Origin of the sequence: Erythrobacter crassostreae (genome assembly GCF_019204045.1) — a bacterium.
Taxonomy (GTDB): domain Bacteria; phylum Pseudomonadota; class Alphaproteobacteria; order Sphingomonadales; family Sphingomonadaceae; genus Erythrobacter; species Erythrobacter crassostreae.
The window spans coordinates 382,786-397,136 of record NZ_JAGSPC010000001.1 but is presented as its reverse complement, the minus strand read 5'-3'; the positions used below and the strand labels follow the sequence as shown (position 1 = coordinate 397,136).

Genomic DNA, 14,351 nt, shown 5'->3' with positions numbered 1-14,351 from the left:
CAGAGCCGGGGGTCAGACGTCGGCTTCGGTGCGGGAGGGAAAATTCCGCTGCACCAAATTCACTCGCTGAATAAGGATTATTATTATGCGTAAGATCGTTCTTGCCGCTGCTGTTGCAACTTCTGCCCTGGGCCTCGCTGCTTGCGGCGAAACCGCTGAAAAAGCTGGCGAAATGGGTGACGCGATGGCTGCAGACGCTCAGTCGGTTGCTGACGATGCGACTGCTGCTGCTGGTGACGCTGCTGATGCGACTGGCGAAGCTGCTGAAGGCGCTGCTGATGCAACTGCTGAAGCTGCTGGCGATGCCGCAGACACCGTTACCGGCGCTGCTGAAGACGCCGCTACTGCAGCTGAAGAAGCTGTAACCGCTGAGTAATTTACTCGCGGTTTGATCGCTCCAATTTTGGAGCGTCAGGCAATAGAAGAGGCGGCGCCGTGAGGCGCCGCCTTTTTCTTTACCTTAATCGGCTGGGTTAGCCGCCAGAGCGAGGTGCGCTTGTCCAGTTAGGCTGGTCTTGCTGTGCATTTGCGGCAAAGCCATTGTAAAGTGCGCGGGTAATCTCAGCGATCCGAGCGTCGCGCATTTTGCGGGCTGTGCGCTTGTTTCGTGCCTCGTCGACCAAATTGGCGCTTTGGCCGGTCACATAGATCGCTGCCGCTACGGCCCGTCCATCGGGTAAGCGGAAGACACCAATATCGCTTGCGGTCCGGCTCAACGTACCGGTCTTGTGGGCCAGCTGCGCGCTATCGGGAAGGACCGCATTCATCCGGTTGCGGCCTGTCGTGGTTTCCTCAAGCGCTGCCATGAGAAGACCGCGACTTTGCGGGCTTAGCCAGCGTCCCTGATAGATACCTGCGACGAGCAAACCCATTGTGCGCGGCGAAGCGGAGTCGCGTGGATCTATCCACTCGACCGGATCATACTCGCCATCATCGCGAACCAAGGTTGCAATATCCCGCGAAAGCTGGAAATCTTGAAAGCCGGCATTGCCCATCCAATCGTTGACCGCTTCCGGGCCGCCAACGACGCGGAGCAATGCGTCGGTACAGCTGTTGCAGCTCTTGCTGATCATCAGACTGATCAACTCCCAAGCCGGAACATAGTTGCCGGTCCGAACAGGCGCACGGGTGCTGGAATATTTCTTCGATTTCACAGGGATCATCAGAGGAAACTCGTCCGACAGCTTCCATTTGCCCTGATCCACGCCATCTAGAAATGCAGCGGCAACCGCAACCTTGCTGGTTGATGCCATCGGGAATCTTTGGTCGCCAAGGACCGAAATCTCTTTGCCCGTGCCAAGGTCAATTGCGTAAACTCCGATCCGACCGCGATCGCCATCGGCAAGCTCGACAATTCGGCGTTCAAAACCTTCTTTGTAAACCGCCTCAAACGACTGCGGTTCGCGCATATCTGTTCCGAAAGCGCTATCGAAATTTGCATTGAGCTCGTTAGTCTGACCGTCTTCGGCCTGTGCAGCCGCAGGTAGGGTCGTAAAGGAGAGCGCTGCAGCAAAAAGGGCGGCGAAGGGTAAGCGTGACGTTGTGTTCATCTATCAAAGATACCCGAAATATGGTTGCCAGTAACTTAATGTCTGATTCTTGATCGACCCGATTCGTCGCGGCAAGCGTTCGTTTCATCGCTTGCGGTGAATAGTGCGCGGTAAGCGACCGGATTCTCAAAAGCATGTTCTAAGCGCTGTCATCAGGAACCATGATGCAAACCATCGGTTCCAAAATGATGTTGGTCGAACCACTTGCGGAAGAGCTTGACTGTGCTGCACCGCGCGGCCGATGATGCCGATATACGCTTAAATACGGGGCTTTCATGACAACCACTAAGACCACAATTCGCGCATCGCGTGCGATATTCACCGCTATGCTGCTTGGCAGTTCGAGCTTGGCATTCGCTCAAAGCGCGCCGATTGTTCAACCAGGAGCGCCCGGCCAGGCTAGTAAGACGCTAAGCGCTGATGAAGCGACCGAGCTCGCAGCTTCGAAATACACGCAGGCAGACGTGAAGTTCATGCAAGGTATGATCGTCCACCACAAACAGGCCGTGACTATGTCTGAGCTTGTCAATGATCGTACGAATAATGAAGATGTTGTGGCGATCGCAGGACGGATCCTTTCCAGCCAGGCGGATGAGATCGAGTTTATGAAGGAATGGCTCGCTGAACGCGGTGAGCCATCTGCAATGCCCGGCATGGCGGGGCACAAAGAGCACATGCACCACATGATGGCAGGCATGGCATCGCCAGATCAGCTGGCTGCCTTGGCCGCTTCTCAGGGCACAGATTTTGACCGGCAATTCCTGACATTGATGATCGCTCATCACGAAGGCGCGATTGACATGGTGGATGCCCTTTTGCGTCAGCCGGGAAGCGCTTCTGATCCAATCCTGTTCCGTTTCGTTGGCGATATCGACAACGACCAAACGACAGAGATTGAACGGATGGACGGCATTCTGGCCAGTCTCTCAGCAGATCCGCGCGCTACGCTCGCGTCGGGTTTCGACGATGCTGAAGAGGCCATCATGAACTTGCGCAAAGTGGCAAGCTTCCGCAAACCTGCAGGCTTCTTCGACCCGGAAAACCCTTCCGATCTTCGTGCGGTTGTTCCTCCACGCGAAGAGGAAAAAACGGAAGATGTCGCTGAAGAAGCAGCGAAAGCTGTGGTTAGTGCGGTATTAGGAGCGCTTAGCAGCGGTGACGCAGAAGGCGCCGAAGAAGCGACACCTGAGCGGGACGGCGATGAAAGTCTCACACAATTTGCCGAGCGCACTCCATTGCTCGACTTTGCAAACACCGACATGGCGTTTTTCGACGACATCATGGTCGCCGGCAATTACCACGGTTTCAACATCTACCGTCTTGGTGATGACGGCGCGCCCAACCTATTGAGCTCAGTTGTCTGTCCCGGCGGACAAGGCGACGTTTCTGTGGTTGGCGACATTCTGGTCATGAGTGTCGAACAAACCCGTGGCCGCGTTGATTGCGGTCTTCAGGGTGTCGAAGAGGAAGTCAGCGAAGACCGTTTCCGCGGCCTTCGTATTTTCGATATCTCTGATCTTACGCGACCTCGCCAAGTAGGCGGCGTGCAGACCTGCCGTGGCAGTCATACGCATTCGATTGTCAGCGCTGATGCTGAAAAGATCATCGTTTACAATTCAGGTACGTCGCGCGTTCGCAAGCAAGAAGAGCTCGCGCGTTGCATCGATAACCCTTCTGACAGTCGCACAGCTTTGTTCAGCATTGATGTGATCGAAATTCCTGTCGCCAACCCTGCTGCCTCGCGCATCATCAGCAGTCCGCGCGTATTCGCGGATCAGGAAACCGGCGAGATCGCTGGCCTTTGGCTCGGCGGTGATAGTGGCGAAGGCACCCAACGGACATCGCAAACAAATCAGTGCCACGACATTACAGTGTTTCCGTGCCTCAATCTCGCGGCTGGTGCTTGTTCGGGCAATGGTATCCTGATGGATATCTCTGATCCAATGAACCCGGTCCGTATTGATGCCGTGTTCGACAAAGGCTTTGCCTATTGGCATTCGGCAACGTTCAACAATGATGGCACCAAAGTCATCTTTACAGACGAGTGGGGCGGCGGTGGCCGCCCGCGGTGCAAGGCTTCGGATCCGATGACGTGGGGTGCGAACGCAGTCTACGACATCACAGACGGCAAGCTAGAATTCCGCAGCCACTACAAGATGCCGGGTCCGCAGGGCGATACTGAAAACTGCGTCGCGCACAACGGATCGATCATTCCCGTCCCGGGCCGCGATCTATTTGTTCAGTCCTGGTATCAGGGCGGCATCAGCGTGATGGACTTCACCGACAGTTCAAAACCGAAAGAGATCGCGTATTTCGATCGCGGTGCGATCAGCGACAAGCAGCTTGTTGTGGGCGGATACTGGTCATCATACTGGTACAATGGCCGCGTCTACGGCACCGAGATTACTCGGGGCATTGATGTCTTCGCGCTTGAGCCAAGCGAGTTTCTGACCGCTGAAGAGATCGCAGCAGCCGAAGCAGCATCTTATGCCAACACGCGGTTCAACCCGCAGACGCAAACCCAGGTCTCATGGGACGCCGAAGCGATCGAAGCCGCAGCAGCGAGCCGCAAAGGCGGCTGAGCTTCGCTCACATACTCACGTAGAAAAGGGCGGGATGGCATTTAACCATCCCGCCCTTTTGCGTTGCTCACTCTGCAGATCAGGCTGGCTTAACGCTGGCGATCCATTGATCGACCCGCTTCTCTAGGATCGATAGTGGCAGTGCTCCTGCACCTAGAACGGTATCGTGGAAGCCGCGAACATCGAAGTCTTCACCCAGTTCCTTCTCGGCTTTACCGCGAAGTTCCTGAATGCGGATCATCCCGATTTTGTAAGACGTCGCTTGTCCAGGCAGCACAAAGTAACGCTGCACTTCGGACCGCGCTACGGTTTCCGGATTAGGCGAGTTTTCAAGGCAATAAGCAACTGCCTGATCCTCGGTCCACCCCTTGGCGTGAATGCCGGTATCAACGACCAACCGGATCGCACGCCACATCTCGCTTTGGAGGCGGCCGAATTCTGAGTATGGATCTTTGTATCCGCCCATTTCCTTGGCCAATGCTTCGGAATAGAGCGCCCAACCTTCGCCGTAGGCAGAGATAAAGCCGCCTTGCGACCGGAATTTAGGGATGCCTTCGAGCTCCTGAGCAATCGAAACCTGCATGTGGTGACCCGGATTGCCCTCATGGTACGCGATTGCCTCCAATGGAGGGATCGGCATCGCGTTCATATCCGACAGGTGCGCGTAGTAGATCCCAGGCCGCGAGCCATCAGGCGTTCCAGCTCGATAGTGCTGGGCCGCACCGTCTTGTTCGCGGAATGGTTCGACACGGCGAACCTCCAAAGGAGCTTTCGGCAATGTGCCGAAAAATTCGGGTAGCCGCTCGGTGAGTTCGTCAATGTGCATCGTCGCGCGATCAATATAATCCTGCGCACCTGCCTCATCATTTGAGAAGAAGAATTGGTTGTCTTCGCGCGTGAATACGAAGAATTCCTGTAGCGAACCTTCGAACCCGACCTGATCTTTAACCGCTTCCATTTCGGAGCGGATCCGGGCGACTTCGTTCAAGCCAATATCGTGAATTTCATCGGCGGTAAGCTTCGTCGTCGTCATCACACCAAGGTTGTAGTTGTAGAATTCGCCGCCTTTCGCGAGCTCGCTGACCCCTTGCGCTTCTTCGGATGTGTTCGCTCGGTCATTGGTGAACCAATCGATCACGCGGGTGTAGGCCGGGGCGAATTGCCCAGTGAGCGCCGCGCGGGCTTCTTCGCGCAATTCGCCTGCGCGTTCTTCAGTGATCGAACCAGATTCAACCAGATTGGTTAGGTGCTCTTCACTGCCCGTCCACAGCGCCGAGTCTTCCCCGCTTTCATCAAACGGCGCACCGCTGATCAGCTTTTGCGATTCAGATATGACGGCGTCATACGCAAAACGCGGCGGTCGTGTGCCTGCCTCCGCATTGTTTTGAGCGCGTTCGAGCAGTTGATCCATTGCAGTTCCAATACCGCCAATTCTGGCAATAAAGGCGACCATGTCGCTGTCGCTTTCAACTGTATGTTGGCTCAGCAAGAAGCTGGGCAGCGCGGCATGGGTGCCGCCCATTTGGGTCAGAATGTAGTCGTGATCAGCGTATTCGAGCGCCAATTCGGCCTGGTCTTTGCGGAATTGCCACATGTCCCATGACAGTTTGGCTTCGTCAGATAACTCATCGTATTCGAAGTTGGCTTCCATCTCAGCCGTCGCCGCCTGCCACCAACGAAGCTGCTCTCGTTGAGCATCGAGACTCAGATCGTCGATCTTGTCGTAATCGGTTTTCATTCCGAGCGAAGTCTGGCGGAGCGGGCTAAATGCCAATTCCTCCTGAAATTTCTCATCGAACCACGCGTTTAGACACTCTGTCTGCGTCGTGGAGCATTCGAGTGTTTGTACGGTAGGGTTCAGCATGTCGCATCCGGTCACAGCGACCGATGCCAACAAAAGTGCCGCAAATTTCGTTTTCATGATGCTCGAGTTCCCCAGATTATTTTAGTCTGTTTCCCCAGTTGTGCGGCAAGCGAGCGAAAATGAAAAGTACCGTTCGTCGAAGCATCTGGGCGGAGTGTATGAGTGGCGGTGGTTGGCTTAATCAGATCTGACCATTTCGATTGAAGCAGATGCCATCGGCCTGCCCAAATCAAACAGTTTGCGGACCCGTTCATTGGGTTTCAAATTGCCCTCTGGATAGTGGTGCCGGTGCAGGTCGCTGAGTCGTTCCATTTCCTCATAGCCGAGGCTTCCCGCGAATTCGGGCACGATTGCGCTCTTGCCCCAATGCGGACGGACATCATCAAAATAGCTTAGAACTTCGCGCTGGAGACGTTCCAGCCAGGCATAGTCGCGGGTGTCCGCAAACAGATCGATGGCCGCCGTTGGCCCGCGAAAGTTCCCTGCGAGAGGTAGGGATGATTTGTCGCTGAGCTCACGAACGCCGATCAGGCTTTTCATATAGAACCGAAGCGATTGCCACTTTTCAACTTCGATCATGATGAATTTGACGACGTCCTCTGCCCGGTCAAGTGGAACATGGAACGCCAGATTGTATGCCGTATGCGTGGTCGAAAACAGACCGGTCAGGATATCAGGCGAGCGCTGGCTTTTTAGCAGAGGTTCCGGATCGTACAGGTAATCGAGGTCACGCTTATCTGTGATGGTCCGGCGGTGACTGCGAATATTCAGCCGGTTTGCCAACCGTTGAAGCGGGCGCCGGAAACGCGGGAACATACGGTCGATTGCCCAATATCTTTCGATGATCAGCATCGCCAACCAAGACCAGGAGAACAGTTTCGGCTTTGTTTTTTGAGCCTGCTTGCCTTCGCTTGCCGGTCGCAAGCTATGGAGCATGATAAGTGGGTCTTCAGGGTCACTGTAAGGGACCACAGCCCACGATGTGGCGACTGAACCCTTCTTCAGCAGATCCTTTTTCGACAATCGAGTGATCCAGGCGTCAGATTGATAGCTGACCAACTCGGTTGCTTCCAAGGTTACGCTAATGATCGGCCCAATCGTTCCGAACGAAATGGCTGCGTAAGGAAAGTCAGGGTCGCCGCGTTTGAGAGTAACCGGCATACCCCGACCATTGAGAAATGTGAGCTCCGTAATCCCATCAGCCATGGTTGCTTTCTCGCCGTAACCATGGGTGCCCGTGACAAGCGCGCCAATGACCGTTTGCGCCATGTAATTGCCGCTGTTGAACATCTTCAAATCATGTTCAAGCAGGACGCGTTTCAGCTCTTCGATTGTGGTTGAGGGGCCGCACGTTATCGTCCCAGATGAAACGTTGCAGTCGCATTCATCCAGAGTTGATTTACCCATCAGAACGGCATTCATGCCGGGTACGACTTGGACTCCGTTATAGCTGTGCGATTGTCCGACGCAGGAATATTCGTTCTCACGTATGAAATCGGCCAGTTTTTCGTCTGATGTGAAGCGATGCGGATAGACATCGCCAAAGAACACCTTCATCCAAGAATGGATGCGTTCGGCTGCCTTTTCTGACAGAATGTCCTTCTTCGACCGTCCCGGCAGGACTTTATCGAGTATCCCCATGACAATCCCCCAATTGCACGCACCGCATATCCTCCGGGTGGTACGATAAGGCAATGAATATCTGACAGTTATGTTGTAAAATATTCACTCCAGCTTCAAGCGGATAACTCAGCTGTGGGCAATCGCGGGACAAAGAAAAGCCCCGCTGAACCGAGATCCAGCGGGGCTTTCTGTAAGCGTGATGCTGAGCGGTTGGCTTAGAAGCCCATGCCGCCGCCCATACCGCCCATGCCGCCCATATCAGGCATAGCAGGGGCGCCTGCGCCGTCTTTTTCCGGAGCGTCGGTGATCGCCGCTTCAGTGGTGATCAGCAGGCCAGCAACCGAAGCAGCATCCTGAAGTGCGGTACGAACAACCTTTGTCGGGTCGATCACGCCGGCTTCCACCAGGTTTTCGTAAACGTCAGTCGCAGCGTTGAAGCCTTGCGTTTCGTCGCCTTCGCGAAGGAGGTTGCCCGAAACAACAGCGCCGTCGTGGCCTGCGTTTTCAGCAATCTGACGAACCGGTGCCAGGATTGCACGGCGGACGATGTCCATGCCGCGGGTCTGGTCATCGTTGTCGCCCTTCAGGCCTTCGAGAACTTTCGAAGCGTACAGAAGCGCAGTACCGCCGCCAGGGACGATGCCTTCTTCGACAGCAGCACGGGTCGCGTGCAGCGCATCATCAACGCGGTCTTTGCGCTCTTTCACTTCGACTTCCGAAGCGCCGCCAACCTTGATCACGGCAACGCCGCCAGCCAGTTTCGCGAGACGCTCTTGCAGCTTCTCACGGTCATAGTCGCTGGTGGTTGTTTCCATCTGCGCTTTGATCTCACCGACGCGGGCTTTGATGTCGTCTGCCGAACCGGCACCGTCTACGATGGTGGTGTTGTCTTTGTCGATGGTGACGCGCTTGGCTTCGCCGAGCATGTCGAGTGTGACTTTATCAAGCGTGATGCCGAGCTCTTCGCTGACCAGCTCGCCCTTGGTGAGGATCGAAATGTCTTGAAGCATGGCTTTACGGCGATCGCCGAAGCCAGGTGCTTTAACGGCAGCAACTTTCAGGCCGCCGCGCAGCTTGTTCACCACGAGGGTCGCAAGCGCTTCGCCTTCAATGTCTTCAGCAATGATCAGAAGCGGACGGCCGCTCTGCATAGCCGCTTCGAGAACAGGCAGCATCGCTTGCAGGCTTGAGAGCTTGCCTTCGTTGATGAGGATGTATGGGTTTTCCAGTTCCACCGTCATCTTGTCAGGGTTGGTGATGAAGTATGGCGACAGATAACCGCGGTCGAACTGCATGCCTTCGACAACGTCGAGTTCAAACTCGAGGCCTTTGGCTTCTTCGACAGTAATAACGCCTTCTTTGCCGACCTTCTCCATGGCTTCAGCGATCTTCTCGCCTACTTCTTTGTCGCCATTGGCAGAGATCACGCCAACCTGTGCAACTTCGGAAGAGCCAGAGACTTCTTTCGAGCGACCGACGAGGTCGGCAACAACCTTAGTCACCGCAGCGTCAATGCCGCGCTTAAGATCCATCGGGTTCATGCCAGCGGCCACGGCGGTCATGCCTTCGCGGATGATCGCTTGGCCCAGAACGGTTGCAGTGGTGGTGCCGTCACCGGCGAGGTCGTTGGTCTTCGACGCAACTTCCTTGAGCATTTGCGCGCCCATGTTTTCGAACTTGTCTGAAAGTTCGATTTCCTTGGCGACGGTAACACCGTCTTTGGTGATGCGCGGTGCGCCAAAGCTCTTGTCGATGACAACGTTGCGGCCTTTCGGGCCGAGTGTAACTTTTACAGCGTTTGCGAGCGTGTCGACGCCCTTAAGGATGCCTTCGCGGGCATCGCGGCCGAACTTTACGTCCTTTGCAGCCATGATTGTTTCTCCTGAAAGATATTGGAATTGGGAAAAGCGTTAGCGTTCGGCTCAGCCAATCACGCCCATGATATCGCTTTCCTTCATGATCAGCAGGTCTTCCCCGTCGATCTTGACTTCGGTGCCAGACCATTTGCCGAAGAGCACGCGGTCGCCAGCTTTGACGTCTAGTGCGACGCGATTGCCGCTGTCGTCGCGGGCACCTTCACCGACGGAGACCACTTCGCCTTCGCTAGGTTTTTCTTGGGCTGAATCAGGAATGATGATGCCGCCAGCGGTTTTCTGGTCGGCTTCGATGCGGCGGACCACTACGCGGTCGTGCAACGGACGAAATGCCATAATCGATGACCTTTCTTCTTAGGTTGATGAATAAATTAGCACTCCCCTATCGAGAGTGCCAGCGAAGCGCATGTGGTTGTGCGACCTGCATGAGTCAACAGGCGGCTTACGAATTTTTGCAGTTTTGGTCCGAGGTCAGTTCGGATGCCGGGTCAGGCCTAACTTTTCGCGCAGCATCCAGCGCCACGTCAGCAATAGCGCGGCAGATGCAAGGCCAACCGCAAGGCCGATCCAGACCCCGACACCTTCGAGAGGAGTAAAAAATCCAAGCCAAATGGATAGACCAATCCCTGGCACCCAGTAGCTGAAGATTGCGATCCACATCGGGACGCGAGTGTCCTGCAATCCGCGTAAAGCGCCTGCCGCGACTGCCTGCACCCCGTCGACCAACTGGAATGCTGCGGCGAGCACCAAATATTGCAATGCAAAACCCACAAGTGCGGCATTTTTGGCGGCGTAAGGATCAACATAAATCGACAGTAGAGTGTAAGGTGCCAGCACCATTGCGCTAGCTGTCAGAGCCATAAACCCGGTGCCAATCGCCATGGCGACCCAACCTGCTCTCTGCGCCCCGACCGGATCGCGCGCGCCGTAAAAATAGCCGACACGGATGGTCGCAGCCTGGCCGACGCCGAACGGTATCTGGAACGCCAGTGCAGCGAGCTGAAGGGCGACCGTGTGCCCGGCCAGTTCAGCGGCACCGAACCGGCCCATCATAAAGGCCGCTGCGCCGAAAATTCCGGCTTCGGCGGTTACTGTGAGTGCGATCGGAGTTCCAATTCTGATGATCTGCGCAAAGCGTTGCCAATCCGGCCGCCAAAAGCGGTAGAAAATCCGGTATTTGGCCAAGGCGGGGTCACGAAGGATTACGACGACGTAGACAAGTAGAGTGAAGACAGATGTGATGATCGTCGCGACTGCGGCACCGGTTAATCCCAGCTCGGGCGCGCCAAAGTTACCGAAGATAAATGCGTAATTGGCAGCTGCATTCACAAAGATGCCGAGGCCTGTGATCGCCGTCGCAAAGATCGGGCGACCAAGCGCCGATACATAATAGCGAAGCACTGCCGCAAGCAACATCGGCACCATCGAATAGATGATCACGACATTATATTCTCGCGCGAGCGCGATTATCGAGGCTTGTTGGCCGGTTACCCGCATCAACGGCTCAAGTAACAAGCATATACCCATTCCCACTGTGCCCGCGATGACAGCAAGCCACAACGCCATGCGTGTCGAACGCCGCACTGGTCGAAATGACGGCGAGCGAGAGCCGAGCGCTTCTGCTATCAAAGGCGCGACAGCCCCTATCAAAGAGGTCATCGCCCAAAGCACCAGACCGAATAGGGAGACTGCCAAAGCCGATGCCGCTAGCGGTTCGTCGCCCAACCGCGCGATGAAAATTACATCCACTGCATAGGTCAGCATCTGTAGGAGATTGGCAGCCGCAAGCGGCGCGGCGAGCATGGTCGTCTCGCGCAGTTCTTGGCCCCAGCTGGGCGTCTCAAGAGTGCCTGTCTCGCGCATAAAGCCGTTCAGGATAGGCTTGCTGGCTAATTGAAGAAAGAGGGGGCTAGCGAAATCAACTGAGACGGTAAATTCGTGAGGCACACGGGACACACGGGACACACGAAAAAAGGGCGATGCCATTGCTGACATCGCCCCCTTCTACGGGCGCTTCAAGACACCCGCAAAATCGTATTCAAGATTACTTCAGCTCAACGGTACCGCCGGCTGCTTCGATCTTGGCTTTGATTTCTTCGGCTTCTGCCTTGGCAACGCCTTCTTTGACGGCCTTCGGTGCGCCTTCAACAAGACCCTTGGCTTCGGTGAGGCCCAGACCAGTGATGGCGCGGACTTCTTTGATGACCTGGATTTTCTTGCCGCCATCGCCGGTGAGGACAACGTCGAATTCGTCTTTTTCTTCAGCAGCAGCTTCGCCGCCGCCAGCAGCCGGACCAGCAACTGCAACAGCAGCTGCGGCGCTTACGCCCCACTCTTCTTCGAGAGCAGTTGCAAGTTCAGCCGCCTCAAGGACGGTCAGCTTCGAAAGTTCTTCAACAAGCTTGGCAATATCAGCCATGATGTTCACTCCAATAAATGCGGGGCGGATTAAAGTTGGTCCGTCCCCAAAGTATGTTTCGTCTCTTGCGAGAAACGTCTCTTAAGCAGCGTCCTTGGCGGCATATGCGCCAAACACCCGGGCCAACTTGTTCGCTGGTGCGTTGACGACCTGAGCAACCTTGGTTGCCGGTGCGTTGACGAGACCAACGAGTTTGCCGCGGAGTTCGTCGAGGCTTGGCATCGAGGCGAGTGCCTTGACCCCAGCTTCGTCAAGCACCTGCGTGCCCATCGAGCCACCGACGATTTCCAGCTTGTCGTTCGACTTTGCGAACTCAACAGCGGCTTTGGCAGCCGCGACAGGGTCTTCCGACCATGCCAGCGCGGTTGGACCGGAGAGATACTCTTCGAGGCCAACGTAATCGGTGTCTTTCAGGGCGAGCTTGGCGAGACGGTTCTTCGCAACCTTATAGGAAGCTCCGGCTTCACGCATCTTTCCGCGCAGTTCGGTGGACTGGTCCACCGTCAGGCCAAGATTGCGGGTTACAACAACCACGCCAACCTCGTTGAAAGCTGCATTGAGCTGAGCAACCGCGTCGGCTTTTTGCGAACGATCCATGCCTTACTCCTTCACTAATGGCCGTGCGGATACGTTCCGTACGACCGGCTCACATTTCACCCTGCCGCTAACCGACAAGGCAAAGTCCAAATGATGGGGAAGGAGGGTGTGCCAGATGGCACGGTTGCAAACGCTATTAAAGCGCTGCGAAAATCTCTTTTCCCCGCCTCGGCTGGAAATTAAGGAGACCCGATTGCCTCCACCAACTGTCTTGGACGGATGACCACCCGAAAGCAGTCGAAGCGCGCATTTATAGTGCGCGCCTCGAGAGTCAAGCGAATTGAGGTGTCAGTTCTTTGAGCTGCAGTTCTAGTCGAGAGTGACCGACACGGTGTCACGGGCATCGCAAGTGAACGATCCGCTGTTCTTTTTGTACTTTTTTACTGACCAGCCGCCAAACCGGCCCTTGATCCGATACTCGACGCGTATTTTCGTGCTGCGCTTGTTTACTTTCTCAAGGTTGCGGGTCTCGCGCCAGTTGTCGCCATCATTGATAGTCTCGTTGGGGATCGGTTCTGACCGCCAGCCGCCATCGCGGCCCTTTGCCGGATCCCAGTAATCAATATCGACAAGATTGATTTTGGCGCCAGTGTCGTTGATGACTTCAAGCTGTACATTTTTGCATGTATTCGCGGCCATCGCTGGTGCCGCTGTGCCGAATGCGGCTGCTGCGGCGAGCGTAAGGGCGGCGGTCTTTGTAAAAGTATGGGTGTTCATTGTGTCTCTCCTAAAAGGGTTGGCAGAAACCACTCAGTGTTCCTGCCAACCCTTCTAAAGAGCAGCCTGTTTGGGCTGTATGGGGCGAATACCCCATCCATTTTCTTTGGTGCTACTCAGTCTCGTAGCTGAGCAAATCGCCCGGTTGGCAACCTAGCTCGCGGCAGATCGCTGCGAGGGTGGAGAACCGGATCGCTTTGGCTTTGCCGGTTTTCAGGATCGAGAGATTGGCCAGCGTCAGGCCCACTCTTTCAGCCAGTTCGGTAAGGGTCATGCGGCGTTCGTGCAGCAGGTCATCGAGTTTGACCATAATGGTTGCTCCTTCATCATCAGCAGGCATTACACGGTCCCTTCGAGGTCTTCGCGCATCGCGGCGCCATGTTTGAACACCCGGGCGAGGATGAAGAGCACGACGACCATAGTGATCCCGACCAGATCGATGCCGGCGTCCACTGTTACGTCTGCGTTTTCCATCGGTTCAGTCCATTTTGCGACTATTAGCGCGAGTCCGGCAATCGGGATCGAAAGTGCCTGAACCAACAGCAAAAGCCACGCCATGAAAGAAAGCCGCTCGGCATTTTCGGGCGCGAACGGATCACCCTCTCCTACCGTTTCGATGATCGCACGCAATCTGCCGAAAAACAGGAAGATCAAGGCGACTGCGGCCAGAGCGAGTGCGAACAGCCCGAGCACGGGAATAACCGGCAGTGGCCCAACCGCACCCGAAAACTCTGCCGCGATTTCCGCATTAATGGTGTCGGACATGAAGACTACGACCGCCGCGCCAATAGGTATGGCCAGAGCAGCTATCGCCATGAAGCACTGCATCAAAACGGTCAGTACCTTCCCGGCTAACAGAAGTACGTCGTTGGGTTTGGTCTGCATTTCTATTCTCCTTGCCACTCAATTAGGCCAGTTCAATGCTCGTGGGGAATGCTGCAGCAGTGTGGGCTTGGGCAGGTGGGACGGTGATGATTGTTCCGATAGTTCCAAGCGTAAGGAACAGGGCGGCGCAAACGGCGAGCGATTGGGTCATTGCATCAGTCATATCGAACTCCTTGATGTGTGATATTGTTTTTCGATAATTTCGGTCTATGAGCGATTCGATTTATTGTCAATCAATAA

Annotated in this window: 14 protein-coding genes; 2 read left to right on the top strand and 12 right to left on the bottom strand. The window is 55.4% G+C overall.

What is annotated here, in order from left to right; translation table 11 throughout:
* The first annotated feature begins 85 nt into the window (after positions 1-85).
* Positions 86-376 (top strand): hypothetical protein, encoded by a 291-nt coding sequence (locus KCG46_RS01975; protein ID WP_218403670.1) that lies wholly within the window; start codon positions 86-88, stop codon positions 374-376.
* A 97-nt stretch (positions 377-473) separates the two neighbouring features.
* On the opposite strand, the gene KCG46_RS01970 is transcribed toward KCG46_RS01975, so the two are convergent.
* Complete coding sequence (locus tag KCG46_RS01970) at positions 474-1,550, bottom strand: serine hydrolase (protein ID WP_218403669.1); 1,077 nt, start codon at positions 1,548-1,550, stop codon at positions 474-476.
* Positions 1,551-1,825: 275 nt separating this feature from the next.
* Here KCG46_RS01970 and KCG46_RS01965 point away from each other — a divergent pair, with 275 nt between their 5' ends.
* On the top strand, positions 1,826-4,132 hold the full coding sequence (locus KCG46_RS01965) for a DUF305 domain-containing protein (RefSeq protein ID WP_218403668.1): 2,307 nt from the start codon (positions 1,826-1,828) through the stop codon (positions 4,130-4,132).
* A gap of 79 nt (positions 4,133-4,211) precedes the next feature.
* Here the strand turns inward: KCG46_RS01965 and KCG46_RS01960 are convergent, their stop codons facing one another.
* The 11 genes from KCG46_RS01960 to KCG46_RS01910 all read right to left on the bottom strand — a co-directional run bounded on the left by KCG46_RS01960 (position 4,212) and on the right by KCG46_RS01910 (position 14,274).
* Positions 4,212-6,053 carry a DUF885 domain-containing protein gene (locus KCG46_RS01960; RefSeq protein WP_218403667.1) on the bottom strand — a complete coding sequence of 614 codons (1,842 nt, stop codon included), beginning with the start codon at positions 6,051-6,053 and terminating at the stop codon, positions 4,212-4,214.
* 120 nt (positions 6,054-6,173) lie between these two features.
* Positions 6,174-7,637 carry an FAD-binding protein gene (locus KCG46_RS01955; protein WP_218403666.1) on the bottom strand — a complete coding sequence of 488 codons (1,464 nt, stop codon included), beginning with the start codon at positions 7,635-7,637 and terminating at the stop codon, positions 6,174-6,176.
* Positions 7,638-7,834: 197 nt separating this feature from the next.
* The gene (gene groL, locus KCG46_RS01950) at positions 7,835-9,490 is read right to left on the bottom strand and encodes a chaperonin GroEL (RefSeq protein ID WP_218403665.1); all 1,656 of its coding nucleotides are present in this window, start codon (positions 9,488-9,490) and stop codon (positions 7,835-7,837) included.
* A gap of 51 nt (positions 9,491-9,541) precedes the next feature.
* Positions 9,542-9,829 carry a co-chaperone GroES gene (gene groES / locus KCG46_RS01945; RefSeq protein ID WP_218403664.1) on the bottom strand — a complete coding sequence of 96 codons (288 nt, stop codon included), beginning with the start codon at positions 9,827-9,829 and terminating at the stop codon, positions 9,542-9,544.
* Between the two features lie 135 nt (positions 9,830-9,964).
* Complete coding sequence (locus tag KCG46_RS01940) at positions 9,965-11,356, bottom strand: MATE family efflux transporter (protein WP_218403663.1); 1,392 nt, start codon at positions 11,354-11,356, stop codon at positions 9,965-9,967.
* 181 nt (positions 11,357-11,537) lie between these two features.
* Positions 11,538-11,912 (bottom strand): 50S ribosomal protein L7/L12, encoded by a 375-nt coding sequence (gene rplL, locus KCG46_RS01935; protein ID WP_218403662.1) that lies wholly within the window; start codon positions 11,910-11,912, stop codon positions 11,538-11,540.
* A gap of 81 nt (positions 11,913-11,993) precedes the next feature.
* Positions 11,994-12,509, bottom strand: coding sequence for a 50S ribosomal protein L10 (rplJ, locus tag KCG46_RS01930; RefSeq protein ID WP_218403661.1), 516 nt, complete (start codon positions 12,507-12,509; stop codon positions 11,994-11,996).
* Between the two features lie 309 nt (positions 12,510-12,818).
* Positions 12,819-13,226 carry a hypothetical protein gene (locus tag KCG46_RS01925; RefSeq protein ID WP_218403660.1) on the bottom strand — a complete coding sequence of 136 codons (408 nt, stop codon included), beginning with the start codon at positions 13,224-13,226 and terminating at the stop codon, positions 12,819-12,821.
* 112 nt (positions 13,227-13,338) lie between these two features.
* Positions 13,339-13,566 carry a helix-turn-helix domain-containing protein gene (locus KCG46_RS01920; RefSeq protein ID WP_218403659.1) on the bottom strand — a complete coding sequence of 76 codons (228 nt, stop codon included), beginning with the start codon at positions 13,564-13,566 and terminating at the stop codon, positions 13,339-13,341.
* Positions 13,566-14,111, bottom strand: coding sequence for a DUF2975 domain-containing protein (locus tag KCG46_RS01915; RefSeq protein ID WP_218403658.1), 546 nt, complete (start codon positions 14,109-14,111; stop codon positions 13,566-13,568). Before KCG46_RS01915 ends, KCG46_RS01920 begins: the two co-directional genes overlap by 1 nt.
* A gap of 22 nt (positions 14,112-14,133) precedes the next feature.
* Positions 14,134-14,274, bottom strand: a complete 141-nt coding sequence (locus KCG46_RS01910) for a hypothetical protein (protein ID WP_218403657.1) — start codon at positions 14,272-14,274, stop codon at positions 14,134-14,136.
* Positions 14,275-14,351 lie beyond the last annotated feature (77 nt).